This window comes from Streptomyces sp. NPDC004610 (assembly GCF_040609715.1).
Lineage (GTDB): Bacteria > Actinomycetota > Actinomycetes > Streptomycetales > Streptomycetaceae > Streptomyces.
The window spans coordinates 69845-89165 of record NZ_JBEXLA010000029.1 but is presented as its reverse complement, the minus strand read 5'-3'; the positions used below and the strand labels follow the sequence as shown (position 1 = coordinate 89165).

Annotated in this window: 15 protein-coding genes; 6 read left to right on the top strand and 9 right to left on the bottom strand. The window is 71.2% G+C overall.

Annotation, left to right across the window (positions count from 1 at the left end; translation table 11 throughout):
- Positions 1-13 precede the first annotated feature (13 nt).
- From ABZX40_RS28740 to ABZX40_RS28720, 5 genes are all read left to right on the top strand, one after another.
- Positions 14-1276 carry a citrate synthase family protein gene (locus ABZX40_RS28740; protein WP_355744317.1) on the top strand — a complete coding sequence of 421 codons (1263 nt, stop codon included), beginning with the start codon at positions 14-16 and terminating at the stop codon, positions 1274-1276.
- 53 nt (positions 1277-1329) lie between these two features.
- On the top strand, positions 1330-2274 hold the full coding sequence (locus ABZX40_RS28735) for a sucrase ferredoxin (RefSeq protein WP_355744315.1): 945 nt from the start codon (positions 1330-1332) through the stop codon (positions 2272-2274).
- A gap of 155 nt (positions 2275-2429) precedes the next feature.
- A complete protein-coding gene (locus ABZX40_RS28730; protein WP_355744313.1) occupies positions 2430-3620 on the top strand; it encodes an IS701 family transposase in 1191 nt (396 codons plus the stop codon).
- 339 nt (positions 3621-3959) lie between these two features.
- Positions 3960-5705 carry a sensor histidine kinase gene (locus ABZX40_RS28725; protein ID WP_355744310.1) on the top strand — a complete coding sequence of 582 codons (1746 nt, stop codon included), beginning with the start codon at positions 3960-3962 and terminating at the stop codon, positions 5703-5705.
- Positions 5702-6382: a response regulator gene (locus tag ABZX40_RS28720; protein ID WP_355744307.1), complete on the top strand. Its 681-nt coding sequence runs from the start codon at positions 5702-5704 to the stop codon at positions 6380-6382. The genes ABZX40_RS28725 and ABZX40_RS28720 overlap by 4 nt, the downstream gene beginning before the upstream one ends.
- 75 nt (positions 6383-6457) lie before the next feature.
- Here ABZX40_RS28720 and ABZX40_RS28715 read toward each other — a convergent pair whose 3' ends face one another.
- The 6 genes from ABZX40_RS28715 to ABZX40_RS28690 all read right to left on the bottom strand — a co-directional run bounded on the left by ABZX40_RS28715 (position 6458) and on the right by ABZX40_RS28690 (position 13738).
- A complete protein-coding gene (locus tag ABZX40_RS28715) occupies positions 6458-8050 on the bottom strand; it encodes a cation acetate symporter (protein WP_355744304.1) in 1593 nt (530 codons plus the stop codon).
- On the bottom strand, positions 8047-8616 hold the full coding sequence (locus tag ABZX40_RS28710) for a DUF485 domain-containing protein (RefSeq protein WP_355744301.1): 570 nt from the start codon (positions 8614-8616) through the stop codon (positions 8047-8049). The genes ABZX40_RS28715 and ABZX40_RS28710 overlap by 4 nt, the downstream gene beginning before the upstream one ends.
- A 69-nt stretch (positions 8617-8685) precedes the next feature.
- Positions 8686-9369 carry a response regulator transcription factor gene (locus ABZX40_RS28705; protein WP_355744298.1) on the bottom strand — a complete coding sequence of 228 codons (684 nt, stop codon included), beginning with the start codon at positions 9367-9369 and terminating at the stop codon, positions 8686-8688.
- On the bottom strand, positions 9366-10517 hold the full coding sequence (locus ABZX40_RS28700) for a sensor histidine kinase (RefSeq protein WP_355744295.1): 1152 nt from the start codon (positions 10515-10517) through the stop codon (positions 9366-9368). The genes ABZX40_RS28705 and ABZX40_RS28700 overlap by 4 nt, the downstream gene beginning before the upstream one ends.
- The gene (locus tag ABZX40_RS28695) at positions 10514-11038 is read right to left on the bottom strand and encodes a DUF1453 domain-containing protein (protein WP_355744292.1); all 525 of its coding nucleotides are present in this window, start codon (positions 11036-11038) and stop codon (positions 10514-10516) included. Before ABZX40_RS28695 ends, ABZX40_RS28700 begins: the two co-directional genes overlap by 4 nt.
- 576 nt (positions 11039-11614) lie before the next feature.
- Positions 11615-13738 carry a DNA topoisomerase IV subunit B gene (locus ABZX40_RS28690; RefSeq protein WP_355744289.1) on the bottom strand — a complete coding sequence of 708 codons (2124 nt, stop codon included), beginning with the start codon at positions 13736-13738 and terminating at the stop codon, positions 11615-11617.
- A gap of 448 nt (positions 13739-14186) precedes the next feature.
- Here ABZX40_RS28690 and ABZX40_RS28685 point away from each other — a divergent pair, with 448 nt between their 5' ends.
- Entirely contained in the window at positions 14187-14417 is a 231-nt protein-coding gene (locus ABZX40_RS28685; RefSeq protein ID WP_355744286.1) for a hypothetical protein, read from the top strand.
- A 295-nt stretch (positions 14418-14712) separates the two neighbouring features.
- Here the strand turns inward: ABZX40_RS28685 and ABZX40_RS28680 are convergent, their stop codons facing one another.
- From ABZX40_RS28680 to ABZX40_RS28670, 3 genes are all read right to left on the bottom strand, one after another.
- Positions 14713-15573, bottom strand: coding sequence for a serine protease (locus ABZX40_RS28680; RefSeq protein ID WP_355744283.1), 861 nt, complete (start codon positions 15571-15573; stop codon positions 14713-14715).
- A gap of 260 nt (positions 15574-15833) precedes the next feature.
- Positions 15834-17390 (bottom strand): RNA polymerase sigma factor, encoded by a 1557-nt coding sequence (locus ABZX40_RS28675; protein WP_355744280.1) that lies wholly within the window; start codon positions 17388-17390, stop codon positions 15834-15836.
- Between the two features lie 1024 nt (positions 17391-18414).
- A complete protein-coding gene (locus ABZX40_RS28670) occupies positions 18415-19305 on the bottom strand; it encodes a FadR/GntR family transcriptional regulator (protein ID WP_355744277.1) in 891 nt (296 codons plus the stop codon).
- Positions 19306-19321: the final 16 nt, after the last annotated feature.

The window sequence follows — 19321 nt, the reverse complement described above, 5'->3', positions numbered from 1 at the left end:
TACGGTGACGCCCATGCCCGATCAAGAACCCCGCCCCAGCCACCCCGAACGACGCCTGACCACCAAAGAGGCCGCCGAACTGCTCGGCGTGAAGCCCGAGACGGTCTACGCGTACGTCAGCCGAGGCCAGCTCAGCAGCCGCCGCACCCTGGGCGGACGGGGCAGCACCTTCGACACGGGCGAGGTGGAGGCACTCTCCCGGCGCAACAGGCGGGAGAGCGCGGCGCTTTCGGTCGCGGGCAGCGGCGGGGAGCTGTCGGTGCGGACCCGGATCACCCTGATCGAGCCGGACAGCTACTACTTCCGGGGGGTCGACGCCATCGAACTGGCCACGCGCCATTCCTACGAAGAGATCGCCGACTGGCTGTGGACCGAACAGCTGCACCCCGGGATCACCTTCGACGCACCGGAATCGACGGTAGAACTCGCCCGCCGCGCGGTCAGCGCTTTGCCGGAGCACACGGACCCCACCGACCGGCTGCGGGTGGCCGCGATCGCCGCCGCGACCTTGGACCCCCTACGCTTCGACCTCTCGGAGCAGGCCGTCCTGGGCGCCGCCCGCAGCCTGATCCCGACCCTGGTCGGCGCCCTGCCGCCGATGCTGTACGCCCCCAAGGGCGACGGTCCGCTCGCCCACCGTCTATGGGGGCGGCTGACCGCGCGCGAGGCCGACGAGGCGTCGCTGGCCGTCCTGGACACCGCCCTCGGCCTGCTGGTCGACCACGACCTCGCGGCCTCCACCCTCGCGGTGCGGGTCGCCGCCTCAGCCCGCGCGCACATCTACGCGGCCGTCTCGGCGGGCCTGGGTGTGCTGGAGGGCCCGCTGCACGGCGCCGCGAGCGGGCTCGCCCACCGGCTGATCGAGCAGGTCCTCGAACAGGGTGACGCCGCCCCCGTGATCGCGGACGAACTGCGGGCCGGCCGCCGTATCCCGGGCCTCGGGCACCGGCTCTATCCCCGCGAGGACCCCCGCGCGCGGGCCCTCTTCGCCCGTCTCGCGGAACTCCCCCGGGCCGAGCCGGCCCTCGCCGCCGCCCGCGACATCGTGGACACCGCCGCCCGCCACACCCCGCTGCACGCCAATGTCGATCTGGCCCTCGCCGTGCTCACGGTGTCCTGCGGCATGCCCGCCACAGCGGGCGAGACGGTCTTCGCCGTCGCCCGCACCGCAGGGTGGATCGCCCACGCCCTGGAGGAGTACACCGAACGCCCTTTGCGTATGCGACCGGAAGGGCAGTACGTGGGCCCGCGACCGCCCCGGCCACTGCCGAAGTAACCGCGCCCACGGCCGGAAGTCGCCCCTGACAAAGTCAGGTTAGGCTCACCTCTGTGAGAGCGTGCGCGACCGTCTCCCGGGACCTCGACGAGCCCGTTTCGGGCACCGCGGCCACGGCCGCGACCTGGCTGCTGCTGGAACAGCCCGGCCCCTGGGGCGCCCGCGCGCTCACCGCGAGCCACCTCGACCCCGCCGTCGGACGCGCCCTGGAGGCCGCCACCGAGGGCACCGGCGTACGGGTCGCCCTCATCCGCCGCCCCGGCCGTCACGCCGACTGCGGGACACCCACGGAACGCCAGGTGTACGCGGCCCACACGGTGCCCGGCAGCGGATGGCTGCACAGCGCCACCACGACCGACCCGCGTCGGCTCCTCGACCTCGACTTCGCCGCCCTGGGCCGCGGCGACCACCGCGCCTTCGACACCACACTCCAGGGACGGCCGCACCTGGGCGACCCGCTCGCCCTCGTGTGCACCAACGGCAAGCGCGACCGCTGCTGCGCCCTGCTCGGCCGCCCCCTGGCCACGGAACTGACCGCGTCCGGAGTGCCGGGCATCTGGGAGGTCACCCATCTGGGCGGTCACCGTTTCTCACCGACCGTGCTGATCCTGCCGTACGGCTACGCCTACGGCCGGGCCGGGGCCCACACGATCAAGGAGGTCCTCCAAGGCGTCCAGGAGGGCCGTGTCGTCGTGGAGGACTGCCGGGGCTGCTCGGCCTGGGAGCGGCCCGGCCAGGCCGCCGAGCTGGCTGTACGGACATCCGCGCGGGAGTACACCGCGGGCGTGCTGAGCGTGGTCGCCACGTCGGGTGCCGCGCCGCGCTGGGACGTCACCGTCGCCCACGAGGACGGCCGCCGCTGGCGGGTCGTCGTCGCCCGGGGCGCGTCCCTGCCGCCCCGTGAGGAGACCTGCGGCGCATCGGTCCTGGGCGCGCCCGCCCGCATGGACGTGGTCTCCGTCCGCGAGCTGGCGACCGCGACCGCCCTGGCGGTGTGATCCCGCGCCCGCGACCGCGACCCCGTTGGCAGTGTGATCCGGCGCCCCGCAACGCGCACTGGGCCCCGCACAAAGGGCCCCTCCCCCTTACGAGGCCCCTAGTACTGCAACGGTCCTTGTGGTGACGGTTGGGCAGGTCGGTCGTTGGTCTGCTCATGGGTGGGGAACTGTCTGATGCCCGGTCGTGGGTGGGTGAACTGAGGGCTCTTCACGAGCGGTTCGTGCACCGTTTCGCGAGGTCTGAGCCGCGTGAATCGGCGCTGGCGTATATGCGGGGGCTGATCGCTCCGCTGGAGCGGAAGAACGGCTGGACGCTCGCGGAGGAGGCGGGTCATGCGGGACCTGACCGGATTCATCGACTGCTGAACCGGATCGACTGGGACGCGGACGAGGTCCTGGACGACGTGCGTGAGTACGTGGTGGAGCATCTTGGCGACCGGGATGCGGTGCTGATCGTCGACGACACCGGGTTCCTGAAAAAGGGTGTCCGTTCGGCAGGTGTCCAGCGGCAGTACTCCGGCACGGCGGGGCGGACGGAGAACTGCCAGGTCGGGGTCTTCCTCGCCTATGCCGCCATCCACGGCCGCACCCTGATCGACCGGCGCCTCTACCTGCCCGCTTCCTGGACGGACGACCGGGAACGCTGCCGACGGGCCGGCATCGACGGCACCGTCGTCTTCGAGACGAAGGTCGCGATGGCCAGGGCGATGGTCCGCCGCGCGGTCCAGGAGAGGATCCCGTTCCGGTGGGTCACCGCGGACGCCGGCTACGGCTACGGCTACTCGAAAGGCTGGCGGACCGAGCTGGAACGGGCGGACGTCTTCCACGTCATGGCGACCACCCGGCACGACACCGTCGTCACCCGCTGGGCGCTCGACCACCCCGTTCATGACCTGTTCCCCGGGCTGCCGAGGCAGAAGTGGAAGCGCCGTTCCTGCGGGAACGGCGCCCACGGCCCCCGCGTCTTCGACTGGGCCAGGGTCGAGGTCCGGCCCTGGCACCGGGACGACCGGCGGCACTGGGTGATCGCCCGCCGCAGCGTGAGCAGGCCCGAGGAGATCTCCTACTACATCGCCTACTGCCCCGTCGACACCACGCTTGACCAGCTGATCCGTGTTGCCGGTGCCCGCTGGGCCGTCGAGGAGTGCTTCCAGACCGCGAAGCAGGAATGCGGCCTGGACGACTACCAGGTCCGCCGCTACCCCGGCTGGCACCGGCACGTCACCCTCGCCATGGCCGCCCACGCCTGCCTCACCGTCCTGCGGGCACGCGAACTGGACACCGGCAAAGCAGAAACGGATCCTCCGGCCTCGTCCCCCTCAGCCTGCCCGAGCTCCGACGCCTGATCACCCGGCTCACACACCGCCAGGCCACCCTCGTCGAACATGTCCTGCACTGGTCCCACTGGCGACGCCGACGACAGTTCCAGGCCCGACTCAGCCACTACAGACAACGCGGCCACACACCACCCGAAACTGCCCAACCATCACCACAAGGACCGTTGCAGTACTAGGAGACCCTCTACGAGGCTCAGCGCGGAACGGACCCCCCTATGAGGCCCCGCGCGGAACGCCACAAAGGGCCTCCCAGGGACCTCACAAGGCACCCGTCCCACCCTCCCCAGACCCCCGCCAACGTGTCCCACGCCCTACACCCCACCCAAATCGCAACGTAACGTCATGGCCATGAGCCCCACTCCCCCCGCCCGTCGCCTGCGCCTGGGACTGCCCCGCCGGGTGTTCTCCCAGGTGCTGCTGATGCAGGTGGCGATCGCCGCGGGGGTCGCGGTGCTCGCGACCGGACTGTTCCTCGCACCGCTGAGCGACCAGCTCGACGACCAGGCGATGCGCCGCGCCCTGGCCATCGCGGAGACCACCGCCACCCAGCCGCAGCTGGCCGCCGGGATCACGGCCACGCCCCCGACGGCCGACGGCCCGGTCCAGCGGGAGGCGGAGCGGATCCGGGAGGCGACCAAGGCGGAGTACGTCGTGATCATGGACCGGCGCGGGGTGCGCTGGTCCCACACGGACCCCGCGGAGATCGGCCACGTCGTCTCGACGGACCCCAGCGCGGCGCTGGCGGGCCAGGACGTCATGGAGATCGACGACGGCACCCTGGGCCGCTCCGCGCGCGGCAAGGTGCCCCTGAGGGACGAGAACGGCACGATCGTGGGCGCGGTGTCGGTCGGGATCGCGTACGACAGTGTGCGGGCGCGGCTGATCCATGCGATCCCGGGGTTGCTGGCGTACGCGGGCGGCGCGCTGGCGGTCGGTGCGCTGGCCGCCTGGCTGATCGCCCGCCGGGTCCAGCGGCAGACGCGTGACCTGGCCTTCTCGGACATCTCGGGGCTGCTGGCGGAGCGCGAGGCGATGCTGCATGGCATCCGGGAGGGCGTGGTCGCCCTGGACCGCTCGGGCCGTGTCCGCCTCCTGAACGACGAGGCGCAGCGCCTTCTGGGCATCGGCGACGAGGCCGTGGGCCGCACCCCCGACGAGGCGCTCGGCACGGGCCGTACGGCCGATGTCCTGGCCGGCCGTGTCACCGGCACGGACCTGCTCACCGTGCGCGGGCAGCGGGTCCTGGTCGCCAACCGGATGCCCACGGACGACGGCGGCGCCGTCGCCACCCTGCGCGACCGCACCGAGCTGGAGCAACTGGGCCGGGAACTCGACTCCACACGCGGCCTGATCGACGCCCTGCGCGCGCAGGACCATGAGCACGCCAACCGCATGCACACGCTCCTCGGGCTGCTCGAACTGGAGATGTACGACGACGCCGTGGAGTTCGTCGGCGAGGTGGTCGGCGGTCACCGGGCCACCTCAGAGCAGGTGGCCGAGAAGGTGCGGGACCCGCTGCTGTCGGCACTGCTGGTCGGCAAGGCGACGGTGGCGGCCGAGCGGGGCGTCGACCTCGGGCTCTCGGACCGCACCGCGCTGCCGGACCGGCTGGTCGATCCGCGCGGTCTGGTGACGATCGTCGGCAATCTCGTGGACAACGCCCTGGACGCCACCGCAGGCACGCCCTACGCGCGCGTGGAGGTGGAACTGGTCACCGAGGCCCGTACGGTCGTCCTCAGAGTGCGGGACACGGGACCGGGAATTCCTGCGGAGCGCCGGGAGTTGGTCTTTCAGGAGGGCTGGTCGACCAAGCAGCCGCCCGCCCATCGCGAGCGCGGTATCGGTCTGTCCGTGGTCCGCAGACTGGCCGAACGGCAGGGCGGGACGGTCAGGGTGGCCGAGGCGGACGGCGGCGGCGCGGAGTTCACGGTCGTCCTGCCCGAAGCTCTGCCCGAGCCCGCCGGGACCCGCAACACGCACCCATCCCCCGCCCTGAACGCCCCCACGGCCCCGCCCACCGCCGACCTGTCCACCGCACCGCCCGCCACCCGAGCCGCCCCCGTGCCGTTCGCCGCCGAGGAGGAGTCCCGATGATCGAGGTCCTGGTCGTGGACGACGACACCAGGGTCGCGCGGGTCAACAGCGCGTACGTCGGGAAGGTGCCGGGCTTCCATGTGGCCGGCGAGGCCCACAACGCGGCCGAGGCCCTGCACCGGCTGGAGACCCTCCCCCGGCTCGACCTGGTCCTCATGGACCACTACCTCCCCGACGACACCGGTCTCGCCGTGGTGCGCGAGATGCGCCGCCGCGGACACCACGCCGATGTGATCATGGTCACGGCGGCCCGGGACGTCTCGACGGTCCAGGAGGCGATGCGGCAGGGCGCGCTCCAGTACCTGGTCAAGCCCTTCGCCTTCGCCGGCCTGCGCGCCAAGCTGGAGGCGTACGCCGAACTGCGCCGCACCCTGGACGGCGGCGGCGAGGCCGAGCAGGCACAGGTCGACCGGATCTTCGGCGCCCTGTCCGCGACCTCCGAGCCCGACCTCCCCAAGGGCCACTCCCCCACCACCGCCGAACTGGTCCGCCAGTCCCTCCTGAACGCCGAGGGCCCCCTCTCCGCCCAGGAGATCGCCGACCGTACCGGCGTCAGCCGCCAGACCGCCCAGCGCTATCTCAAGCTCCTGGAACGCACCGGCCGCGCCACCCTCACCCTCAAGTACGGCGACGCGGGCCGCCCCGAACACCGCTACGCCTGGGCGACCCGCCCCTGACCCGACCGCAACGCCCGCCCTGTGTGCCCGATACGGCGCACGCCCGCCCCCGCGCTGCCGACGCCTCCCCCGCCGCTACACCGCCCCCGCCCCGGTCAGTGACCGCACTTCCGTCTCCGCGTGCTTGGCCGCGTCGGGTTCCTCGGGCGAGGTGACCGTGCCGAGCCAGCCCGCGAGGAAGCCCAGCGGGATGGAGACCAGCGCAGGGTTCTCCAGCGGGAAGAGCTGGAAGTCGACGTCGGGGAACAGCGAGGCGGGGCCGCCGGACACCACCGGGGACAGCAACACCAGCACCACGGCCGGGATCAGCCCTCCGTACACGGACCAGACCGCTCCCCGGGTGGTGAAGCCGGGCCAGAAGAGCGCGTACATCAGCACGGGCAGATTCGAGGACGCCGCCACGGCGAAGGCGAGGCCGACGAGGAACGCCACATTGAGGTCGCGGGCGAGCAGCCCCAGCCCGATCGCGACGATTCCGATACCGACCGCCGCGACGCGGGCCACCGCGACCTCGCTGCGTGGCCCGGACCGCGGGCTCCGCAGCGAGGCGTACAGGTCATGGGCCACGGACGCCGAGGACGCCAGGGTGATCCCGGCGACGACCGCGAGAATGGTGGCGAAGGCGATGGCGGCGACGACCGCGAACAGCACCGTTCCGCCGGTGGAGCCCGCACCGCCGCCCAGGTCGAGCGCGAGCAGCGGAACCGCCGTGTTCCCGGCCGGGTTGGAGGCGCGCACCTCGTCGGATCCCAGGATGGCCGCCGCCCCGAACCCCAGGACGATCGTCATCAGATAGAACCCGCCGATGAGCCCGATCGACCACACCACCGACCGGCGCGCCGCCCGCGCGGTGGGGACGGTGTAGAAGCGGGACAGGATGTGCGGCAGCCCGGCCGTGCCCAGCACCAGCGCCAGTCCGAGGCTGATGAAGTCGAACCGCGAGGTCCAGTCGTCCCCGTAATTCAGCCCCGGTGCCAGAAACGCGTCCCCGTGCCCGCTGCGCTCGGCCGCCGTGCGCAGCAAGTGGTCGAAGTCCCCGTGGAAGCGCACCAGAACGAGCACCGTGAGCGCGATGGCACCGCACATGAGCAGCACCGCCTTCACGATCTGGATCCAGGTGGTGGCCCGCATCCCTCCCCACGACACATAGATCACCATCAGCGCGCCCACGGCCACCACCGTCCAGGACCGCGCCGCCTCGCCCGTCCCGCCCAGCAGCAGCGCGACCAGGCTCCCCGCGCCCACCATCTGCGCCACCAGATAGAGAACGGACACGGTGACCGAGGACGTTCCGGCCGCGATCCGCACCGGCCGCTCCCGCATCCGCGCGGCCACCACGTCGGCCAGAGTGAATCTCCCGCAGTTCCGCACCAGTTCGGCGACCAGGAACAGCACCAGCAGCCACGCCACCAGGAAGCCCACCGAGTACAGCAGCCCGTCGTAGCCGAACAGGGCGATCAGCCCGGAGATCCCGAGGAAGGACGCCGCCGACATGTAGTCCCCGGCGATGGCGAAACCATTCTCCATCGGCGAGAACAGCCGCCCTCCTGCATAGAACTCCTCCGCCGAACCCCGTCGGTTCCGGCTCACCCAGGTGGTGATCCCGAGCGTCACCGCCACAAAGGCGCTGAACAGCACCAGAGCCAGGGTCTGATGGTCCTCCGTCACAGCGCACCGTCTCTGACTCCGCGCGCCATCTCCTGCGTGTTCCAGCGCAGTTCGAGCGCGGCACGGTCCCGCCGCAGCCGCGCATGCCGGGCATACGCCCAGGTGAGCAGGAAGGTCGTCAGAAACTGCCCCAGCCCCGCCACCATGGCCACGTTCGCCGCCCCCGCCACCGGCCGGGCCATCAGCGTCGGCGCGGCGGTCGCCAGCACCACATACGCCACGTACCAGGCGAGGAAGCCGATCACCGCCGGAACCACGAACCTCCGGTAGCTGCCACGCACCTCACGGAACGCCTCGCTGCGCTGGACCGCGAGATAGACCCCGGCCGCGTCCGGCGCCCCGCTCTCCCGCTCCCGCCGCGCGGCCGGAACGGGCGCCCCAGGCAGACCGGCCCCGACCCCTGCCGCCTCGCCCCAGCCGGAGGCGAGCGCGTCATACCAGGGATCGGTGTACCGGGCCGACCCGGACGACGTCTCGGTGAGCGCCGGTTCGGCGCCCTCGCGACTTACCGGCGGGCTCTCCTGACCATCTCCGCCCATGTCGGGACGACCCTCGCTTGCGTGCATGCCCAAGGATGGACAGAACGGGAAGATCGCCCGCCCTTCTTCTCCGCGCTCTTCACTCCATCAGGTGATTCACCCCTCGGGTGGCCGCACCATCCCCTTCCGATAGGCGTAACGCACCGCCTGCGCCCGGCCCTTCATCCCGGTCTTGGCGAAGAGATTGTTGATATGGGTCTTCACCGTGGCCAGGGAGACCTGCAATTTCCGGGCGATCTCCTGATTGCTGAGGCCATCGGCGATCAGCACCAGCACCTCCGCCTCCCGCGCGGTGAGCCCGTCGGGCGGCTCGCCGGGTTCTGGCCCGGCGGCCTCGGGCTGCGGTTCGGACAGCCGCTCCAGCAGCCGCCGCTGGACCGCCGGCGACAGCCCCGCCTCCCCCGACATCACGCTCCGCACGGCCCGAACGATCTCGTCGCCGCCCGCGTCCTTGGTGAGGTAGCCCCGCGCACCCGCCGAGAGCGCCGGGAAGAGCGATTCGTCGTCACCGAACGTCGTCAGCACCACGACCTGGGTCCGCGGATGCTCCGCCCGGATCCGCCGGGTCGCCTCCGCCCCGTCGCAACGAGGCATCCGCAGGTCCATCAGCACCACGTCCGGATCCAGTGCGGCGACCAGCCGCACCGCCTCTTCACCGTCCCCCGCCGCGCCCACCACCTCGATGCCGGGGAGAAGACCCAGCAGCATCACGATGCCCTCGCGCACCACCGTCTGGTCGTCGGCCACGACCACCCGCGCGGTCCGCACTCCCTCCGTCATCCCGGAACCCTCAGCGTCACCTCGAACCCATCCCCTTCCGGCCCCGCCCGCAGCGAGCCCCCGAGCAGTTCGGCCCGCTCCCGCATGCCGAGCAGACCGTACCCGGCGCCGGAACCCGACAGCTCGCCCGGCGAACCTCCGTTGTCCCGCACCTTCAGCGTCACCTCCCGCTCGCCGTACTCCAGGGACATCCGCACCTTCGCCCCGGGCGCGTGCTTGCAGACATTCGTCAGCGCCTCCTGCGCGACCCGGCGCACCGCCTGTGACGTCTCGGCGGGCAGCGGTCTGCGCTCACCCGTAATGGCGACCTCGGCGCTGTCCCCGGTCTCGACCAGCGCGCTCAGGAAATCCTCCAGCGGCGTCAGCTCTCCGCGCAGCGCGGACAGCGCCTGTCTGGTCTCGGCCAGGCCCTCGCGGGCCATGCCGCGCGCCGCCACGACCCGCTCCAGGATCTTGTCCCGGTCCGCGCCGCCCTCGATCAGCAGCCGGGCCGCCTCCAGATGCACCATCTGCGCGGACAGGCTGTGGGCGAGCACGTCGTGGATCTCCCGGGCGATACGGCTCCGCTCCGCGAGGGCGACCGACTCGGCCTCGGCGGCCCGCGCCGCCCGCTCCTGAGCGAGCAGCCGCTGCGCGCCGGCTCTGGCCTCGGCGTCCAGCCGCAGCACATATCCGGCCAGTGACATTCCGGCGATGGTGACGCCCGTCGTCAGCCAGGCGTCGTCGTTGAGCACGGCGAACACCGACAGGGAGACCATGGCGACGGGGACGGCCGCCGCGAGCGGCAGGCGTTCCAGCGCGGAGATGGTGATCCCGCAGCACACCACCAGCGCGGCGAGCGTGAACTCCTGAGCCTGTGCCAGGAAGGCCAGCCCCAGCATCCCGGCTACGGCAGCCAGCGCCGGCCACAACTGGTGCCGGAAGGTCGTCCGCAGAAGCACCCAGGCCAGGGCGCCCGTCAGCAGGAACCCGCCCACCACCCCGACGGTGGCCCAGCCCTGCACCCGCCGGTCGTCGAAGACGCTCCACATCAGCACCCCGGCGACCAGGACCCGTACGGCCCAGGCCAGCATGCGGCGCGAGCGGGAGATCGCCTGCCGCGAGAGCGCCTCCCGCGAGGGCCAGCGAGTCCAGACCTCGACCGTCACACGCGTTCCTTCCCTGCGGCACGGTGCACCTCGCCACCGTACGCCGGGCCACCGCCGCGCGGCCCGGTCAGGGACTGCGCCCGGACGGTGAGGATGCCGCCACGGATCAGGAGGGTCGCCGCGAGGGCCAGAAGCAGCGTCGGCGTCCCCTGGTGCACGCCGAGCGCGGCGCCCAGCCCGAACAGACCGACGCGCACCGCGATGCCGACGGCCCAGACGCCCAGGCTCCCCTTCGTGCCCTTGCCCCACACGGAGCCGTCCGGCTCCACCCAGGTCCGGGTGGTGCAGGCCCAGCCCGCTCCGATCGCCGCGCCTACGAGCAGCTCGGCGATCAGCAGCAGCACCGCCTCGGTGTGGTGCCGGGCGTCTATCACCCCCGGGTCGCGCAGCGACAGGAACACCAGGATCGCGGGCACCAGCCACCAGCGCCGCGCGGTGTCGATCCGCTGGGGCCGGGTCTGCCGCGTGATCACCAGAGCGACGACGGCCACGATCACCAGTGCGTCCACGAGCCCGGTCATTGCGTGCCTCCGTGAGCGGGAAGTGTGTGCCGACGGCAAGCACCGCCGACGCCTTCGACGCTACGGAGATCCGGGCTCCTGGAGATCGGAGCACGGGTGGATCATGGGTGGAAGCCGACGGGCCCGCCGCCTCCACCCACGGGTGGAGAGACCGAGGGCAGGGGCAGAGCGGACCTGGCCGTCGGCGGCAGGGAGTGGCTGGTCAGACCCTGGTCCTCACCCGATCCGACAGGGTTGAGCCACCAGTGACCACCGGCGGCGGGAGCACCACGGAACGCCAGCCTCCGGACATCCGGTCCCAGAATCCCGGCGCCGCGGCCGAGCGGTCACGCGATCAAGCCTGGTCCACCCAGGCGAAGAGGTTGCGGCAAGGCACCACCGCCCCGGCAGCCGAGCCCAGCCGACCGATCCAGCCCCAGCCCGGCACCCCGCCCCACCCCGCCCATTCGAACCCGGGCGGGCACACGAAACCCCCGACCGCCCCGGCCCCAGGCACAACACTCCCGACCATCCCGCCCCGGACGGCCCGACGCCGAGACCAGGGCTCCGGCCCAGCCCAACCGCCCAGCCCAGCACCTACGCGTCGATCCGCGACCGATCCAGCCGCGCCGCCGCCCCCGAGATGAACTCCTTGCGCGGAGCCACGTCATTGCCCATCAGCAGATCGAAGACCTGCTCGGCCCCCTCCAGGTCGGAGAGGTTGATGCGGCGCAGGGTGCGGTGGCGCGGGTCCATCGTGGTCTCCGCCAGCTGGTCGGCGTCCATCTCGCCCAGACCCTTGTAGCGCTGGATGGAGTCCTTGTACCGGACGCCCTTGCTCTGGAACTCCATGAGCTTGTCGCGCAGCTCACGGTCGGAGTACGTGTAGACGTACTTGTCCTGGCCCTTCTTGGGCTGGACCAGCTCCACCCGGTGCAGGGGCGGCACCGCGGCGAAGACCCGGCCGGCCTCGACCATGGGGCGCATGTAGCGGTGGAACAGCGTCAGGAGCAGGGTCCGGATGTGGGAACCGTCCACATCGGCGTCGGTCATCATGATGATCTTGCCGTAGCGTGCCGCGTCGATGTCGAACGTGCGCCCGGATCCGGCTCCTATGACCTGGATGATCGCGCCGCACTCGGCGTTCTTGAGCATGTCGGTCACGGACGACTTCTGGACATTGAGGATCTTGCCGCGGATCGGCAGCAGTGCCTGGAACTCGGAGTTCCGGGCGAGCTTGGCGGTGCCGAGCGCGGAGTCTCCCTCGACGATGAACAGCTCGCTGCGGTCCACGTCGTCGCTGCGGCAGTCGGCGAGCTTGGCGGGCAGCGAGGACGACTCCAGGGCCGTCTTCCGGCGCTGGGCGTCCTTGTGCTGGCGGGCCGCGATGCGCGTGCGCGCGGCGGCGACCGCCTTCTCCAGGACCACCCGGGCCTGGGCGGCGGCGTCCCGCTTGGTGGACGTCAGGAACGCCTTCAGCTCCTTGGCGATCACGGTGTTCACGATGCGCCGGGCCGCCGAGGTGCCGAGGACCTCCTTCGTCTGCCCTTCGAACTGGGGCTCGGCCAGCCGGACGGTGACGACGGCCGTGAGGCCCTCCAGGGCGTCGTCCTTGATGACGTCGTCCTCGGCGACGCGCAGCAGCTTCTTGGCCCGCAGCACCTCGTTGATCGTGCCGGCGACGGCCGCCTCGAAGCCCGCGACATGGGTGCCGCCCTTGGGGGTGGCGATGATGTTCACGAAGGACTTCAGGGTGGTGTCGTAGCCCGTGCCCCAGCGCATGGCGACGTCCACCACCAGCTCACGGGTGACCTGGGTGGGCGTCATCTGGCCATGATCGTCCAGGACCGGAACGGTCTCCCTGAAGGTGCCCTGCCCGGTGAAGCGGAGTACGTCGCAGACGGCCTTGTCAGTGGCCAGGTACTCGCAGAACTCGCTGATACCGCCGTCGAAGCGGAACGACTCCTCACCCTTGCTGCCGCCCTCGCCCAGACCGAATTCGTCGCGGACGACGATGGTCAGGCCCGGCACCAGGAAGGCGGTCTGGCGCGCGCGCTGGTGCAGGTTCTCCAGGGAGAGCTTGGCGTCCTTGAGGAAGATCTGGCGGTCGGCCCAGTAGCGCACACGGGTCCCGATGCGCGCCTTGGGGACCTTCTTGGCCTTGGTGGGTCCGCTCCGGGCCTCGAACTTGGCGTCGGGCCCGGCCCCCGTGAAGACACCCGGGACACCGCGCCGGAAGCTGATGGCGTGGGTGTAGCCGTTGCGGTCGACCTCCACGTCCAGCCGCGCGGAGAGCGCGTTCACCACCGACGCGCCCACGCCGTGCAGACCGCCGGAGGCCGCGTAGGAGCCGCCGCCGAACTTGCCTCCCGCGTGCAGCTTGGTCATGACGACCTCGATGCCGGACAGGCCCGTCTTGGGCTCGACGTCGACCGGGATGCCCCGGCCGTTGTCCCGGACCTCCACGGAGCCGTCGTCGTGGAGGATCACGTCGATGTGGTCGCAGTAGCCCCCCAGGGCCTCGTCCACCGAGTTGTCGATGATCTCCCAGAGGCAGTGCATCAGACCACGGCTGTCGGTGGAGCCGATGTACATGCCGGGGCGCTTGCGTACGGCCTCAAGCCCTTCGAGGACGAGCAGGTGCCGCGCGGTGTAGTTGGAACCGTCCCGGTCTGCTCCTGCCAGCAGCGCAGTGGACGGCACGGACGTATCGGCGGTCACGCGGTTCGCTCCTCGCTGAATTTCATTTGATGCCCAAGTGGGTAAGGGCGCGGCTTCTGTTGCCGCTCAGAGCGTACAGAGGCCAGATAGAGCCGTTGTAACGCCACCCTCGTCGGTTCCAAGCCTAGTCCAGGGTCGCATGCGTGTTCGATCCCTCGATGGAGTGAAGTACATATCACGTTCCCTTCGAGGCATGAACCATTTAGGCTCCGGGCACGTCCTCATGAACAAACCGGCAACCGCCGGGAGGGCTGACCACCGAACACTGACCGACAGCGCGAAACCGTACGACACGAGCACCACGCAATACGGCACATTCGCCGCCAAACCGGCAGCAAACAGCCGCCTCGGAAGATTTTTTCGAGGGAAAGCCCCGAGCGGGAACGTTTTCGGGCTGGTTGGATGTTGACCCTGGTACGACAGCTCGTCGAGCTAGAGAAGAGGCGACGTGACTACTGTTCTGACCCCCGCGAGCCCGCTGACGGCCGCCGATCGCTGCGACCGCTGCGGCGCCCAGGCATACCTGCGCGTCGTGCTGCTCAGCGGCGGAGAACTGCTCTTCTGCGCCCATCACGGTCGCAAGTTCGAGCCGGAACTCAAGAAGATCGCCGCTGAGATACAGGACGAGACGGAGCGGCTCACGTCCGCTCCCGAGACGACGTCCGAAGATGATCGCTGAGATCTAGCGTCCACGACGAGCCCGCGGGCGACCGACCTCGCAGAAGGTCGGTCGCCCGTCGTCGTGGACACCCGGCCGGGACACGGCTGCCGCCGTCCGGCCATGGGCCTGGACCAGGGAAGGGCCAGGACCAATCCGCGGCCACAACCCATGTCCGGCCCCATCCGCCCCCATCACGCCCCGGCCGCCAGTCGGGCACCCGTCCGCCCGGCCAGAGCGCCGGGCACCGAGCCCCCAGCCGGACACACCGGCCGCGCGGGCCGGACGGGCGGCGGGTACGACGGCGAGAAGGCCCTCAGGCGCCTCCTGAGCCGCTTGCCGTGCCCCGTGGGGTCCAGCCCAGCCGCTGGAGGAGATCGGAGACACGGGTGTAGACACCCGGGCTTCCGGCCCTGCCGCAGCCGCTGCCCCAGGACACCAGGCCGATCAGCCGCCCTTGCGCCACCAGCGGGCCACCGCTGTCCCCCTGGCAAGCGTCCCGGCCCCCCTGTTCCTCCCCCGCGCACAGCATGCTGTCGGCGCGGTACGCCCCGTCCAGGCCCCCCGGATACGCCTTCTGGCACTCGGCGTCGGCCAGCACATGCACCCGAGCGGCCCGCAGTGACGTGGCGTAGTCAGCGGCGCCGCTGACATCCCCCCAGCCGTACACCGTCGCGGCGGTGCCCGCCGTGTACGCGGCGTCCCCGGGCCCCGCCATGCCCACCGGCGCGCCCTGTGCCAGCGGCTCGGCCAGGGTCAGCACGGCGAAGTCACCGGCATTGCTGCCGGCGTCGTACTCCGGGTTGACCCAAGTCTCGCGGACGGCGATCTCCTGCCCCTCGGCCGAGCGCAGATCCGTACGGCCCGCGATGACCTTGAGATCGGCCACCTGGCCGGGCGGGCCCCCCAGGACCTCGGCACCCATGCAGTGGGCAGCCGTGAGCACGGTGCTGGGACCGACGGCGACCCCGCCGCAGAACTGGCCCGAGCGCGTACCCCCGAACCGGTCACGACTGGACACCGCCACCGTCCACGGGCTGTCCTCCACATCGACGGGAAATCCGCCGATGACCACGCTGTCGGCGGACCCGGGCGCGGCGGACAGCAGCGGTATCGCGGTCAGGGCCGACACCAGTACCAGCGGCCGGGCCAGCGCCCGGACAACGGGACGACTCATGAGATTCCTCACTCTCGGGAGGGGATGGAACACCCAGAGTGATCCACCAGCCCGTGAGGCGCACGCGCGCGGGCAGCGCAAAGGCCCGGTTCCCGCAGCGGGAACCGGGCCTTTCACGTCGTACGACAAGGTGCGACAGGTGTCGACCGGTCGCTTCCGGCGGGCGCCGGACCGGTCACCGGCGGGCCGACGCGTGCCGCCGGTGGTGGAACCCGGTCCAGGTACTAGCCCAGGTACGAGTCCACGTACCAATCCACGTACTAGTCCAAGTAGTCGCGAAGGACCTGGGAGCGTGACGGGTGGCGGAGCTTGGACATGGTCTTGGACTCGATCTGGCGGATGCGCTCACGTGTGACGCCGTAGACCTTGCCGATCTCGTCGAGGGTCTTCGGCTGGCCGTCGGTGAGGCCGAAGCGCATGGAGACCACGCCCGCCTCGCGCTCGGAGAGGGTGTCGAGGACCGAGTGGAGCTGCTCCTGGAGGAGCGTGAAGCTGACCGCGTCGGCCGGGACGACCGCCTCGGAGTCCTCGATCAGGTCACCGAACTCGCTGTCGCCGTCCTCACCGAGCGGTGTGTGCAGCGAGATGGGCTCGCGGCCGTACTTCTGGACCTCGATGACCTTCTCGGGGGTCATGTCGAGTTCCTTGGCCAGCTCCTCCGGGGTGGGCTCGCGGCCCAGGTCCTGGAGCATCTGGCGCTGCACGCGCGCGAGCTTGTTGATGACCTCGACCATGTGCACCGGGATACGGATGGTGCGGGCCTGGTCGGCCATCGCGCGGGTGATCGCCTGACGAATCCACCAGGTGGCGTACGTGGAGAACTTGTAGCCCTTGGTGTAGTCGAACTTCTCGACCGCGCGGATCAGACCGAGGTTGCCCTCCTGGATCAGGTCCAGGAAGAGCATGCCGCGGCCGGTGTAGCGCTTGGCCAGGGAGACCACCAGACGGAGGTTGGCCTCCAGGAGGTGGTTCTTGGCGCGGCGGCCGTCCTCGGCGATGATCTCCAGCTCGCGCTTGAGCTTGGGGGCCAGCTTGTCCGCGTTGGCCAGCTTGTCCTCGGCGAACAGACCCGCCTCGATGCGCTTGGCCAGCTCCACCTCCTGCTCGGCGTTGAGCAGGGGGACCTTGCCGATCTGCTTGAGGTAGTCCTTGACCGGGTCGGCGGTGGCACCGGCGGCGGCGACCTGCTGGGCCGGCGCGTCGTCCTCGTCCTCGTCGGACAGGACGAAACCGGCGCTCTCGGTGCCCTCGGGCTCCTCCGCCCCGCCGCCCTTGGCCTCCTCAAGGACCTCGTCCTCGATCAGCTCGCCGTCGTCCTTCTTGGCGGCGGTCTTCTTGGCCGCCGTCTTCTTGGCGGGTGCCGCCTTCTTCGCGGCGGCCTTCTTGGCGGTCGGCGCCTTCTTCGCAGCGGCCTTCTTGGCCGTCGGCACCGCGTCCTCCGCGGACTCGACGGCGGCGTCGGCGGGCGCTGCCGGGGCGGCGGCCGTGGTGGCGGTCGCCTTCCGGGTGGTCACCGTCTTGGCCGCGACCGTCTTGGTGGCGGTGCGCTTGGCCGGGCTCTTCGCTGCGACGCTCTTGCGGGTGCGCTTGGGCTCTGCGGCACTGACCATCAGCGTCACACCCTCTTCCTCGAGGATCTGGTTGAGGCTGCGCAGTACGTTCTTCCACTGAGTGGCCGGAATCTGGTCAGCTTCGAAGGCCCGACGCACGTCATCGCCGGCGATCTGCCCCTCAGCCTTTCCCCGCTCAATGAGCGCCATGACAGAGACGGACTCGGCGATCTCCGGCGGGAGCGTACGGGATGTGCTGGCCGACACGAACAACCTCTCGGAACGTTGGAAAACGGCTTCCGGCCCCGTCCATGGCGGACTGGAGCCGACCACCGGCTTGGGGATGGGCCGACGGCGCGGGCGGGGGCCGGGGAGATGCACAGCGCCATGAACGGCGTCCGTATTCCTCCGCGGCTGTCACCTCTTAGGTCATCGCGCTGTTACGGCGAGCGTTACGCCCAATCTGCGTGGCCCGAGTCACACCCCGTAAGCGCTCAAAAACGGTCAGATGTGGATAGAGACGGTCGTGGAGCGTCAAGGAGGATCCAAGAAGGTCGCAGAAGGCACCCGACGCACGAGTCTCCCTCTGGGCCGCCCCGGGGCCCGCCCACGCTCTCCAGTCTGCCTCTTGGCTCAGGTTTCACGTCGAGGCGGAGGTGCGACCGCGTACATGACCCCATATATGACCCGTATATATGACCGTGCATATGACCCCACATGACTCCGCAGGGGAGCCGGGCGGGGTGGGGCGGAACGGCGAAGGCTGTGGGGCGGTCACCCGCGCGGGGGTGGGCACAGGGACGGCCGACACGGGCAGGGCTCAGGGAGGGGGCGGGGTGGGGCGGCCGAGCCCTCGGCGGGGCAAGCCCCTACCCGTGCCGCCGCGCCGATGCCCATACCGGCGCCCACGCCTGTGCCGGTCCCTGGCGGCGCCGCTGCGGGGTTCGAGGGCGAGGCCAGGGGCGGGGTCGGGGTCTGGGCTGAGCCATAGCCGGGCCGGGGCAGGATGGATCCGCTTCCGGCGTCGGCGTCACACCGCCGTTCCTCCCGCTGCCGTGCCGGTGACCGCTGTTCCTCCCACTGCCGTACCGCTCACCGCCGTACCGCTTGCCGCCTCGCCGTCGGGCCCCGCGGTCCCTGTGGGGTCCCGCGAGGCCCTACAGGAGGCCGCTTCCCGGTCCGGCGATGCCGCGGCGCAGGGCGCGACGCACGCTGCCGACGCCACAGGGACCGGGGGACGCCACCGGGAGGGGCGGGACGTCGTCGGCCGGGGCGTCCGCGCGGTGCCGCGTCAGTGCTCGCGCGGGGCGGGCACCACGCGCTCCACCTCGGGGTGGACGGTGAGCAGTTGGCGCATGGCGGTCTCGGCGGCCATCCCGTCACCCGCGGCGAGCGCCTCGACGATCCTGGCGTGGTGCGCCAGGGACGCCTCAGTCGGGCGTTCGCAGCCGGTGACCGGGCCGCCGGACACCTGGAGAGCGGCGGACACGATCCCGGAGAGGTGCTCCAGCATGCGGTTACCGGCGACCTGGATGAGCAGGGAGTGGAACTCGGCATCCGCGCGGGAGAACGTCAGCGCGTCCCCCTGCGCCAGCGCGTGGCCCATGATCTCGACCATGTCACCGAGGCGCTGCTGCACATCCTCCCGGCCGTGCCCGGCGGCCAGCCGCGCCGCGAGCGGTTCGATCGTCCAGCGCAGCTCGGTCAGCTCGCGGCGCTGGTCGTCGCGCTGCGGTCCGAAGGCCCGCCATTCGATGATGTCGGGGTCCAGGAGGTTCCAGTCACTGACCGGGCGGACGCGCGTTCCGACATTGGGGCGCGCGCTGACCAGGCCCTTGGCCTCAAGGACACGGAGGGACTCCCGGACGACGGTGCGGGAGACCTCGAAGCGCTGGCCGATCTCCTCGGGTACCAGCGGACGGTCCGCACCGAGGTCGCCGGAGACGATCATCTGGCCGAGCTGCTGGACGAGTTGCCCGTGGAGCCCGCGTCCGCGGCTGCCCGCGGCACGCCGGCCCACGCGGCCCAGCTCGGGATCCGCGCCCTCCCAGGCGGGGGCCACGACACGGTCGGCCACGGTGGGGGCCTCCGCGTAGGGATAGCGGTCGAGTTCGCCCGGACCGGAGAGGCCGGAGTCCGTGGAACGGGCGGGGGTCATCATGGTGTGCGCAAGGGTACTCACGCATCCTTTGTCGGCG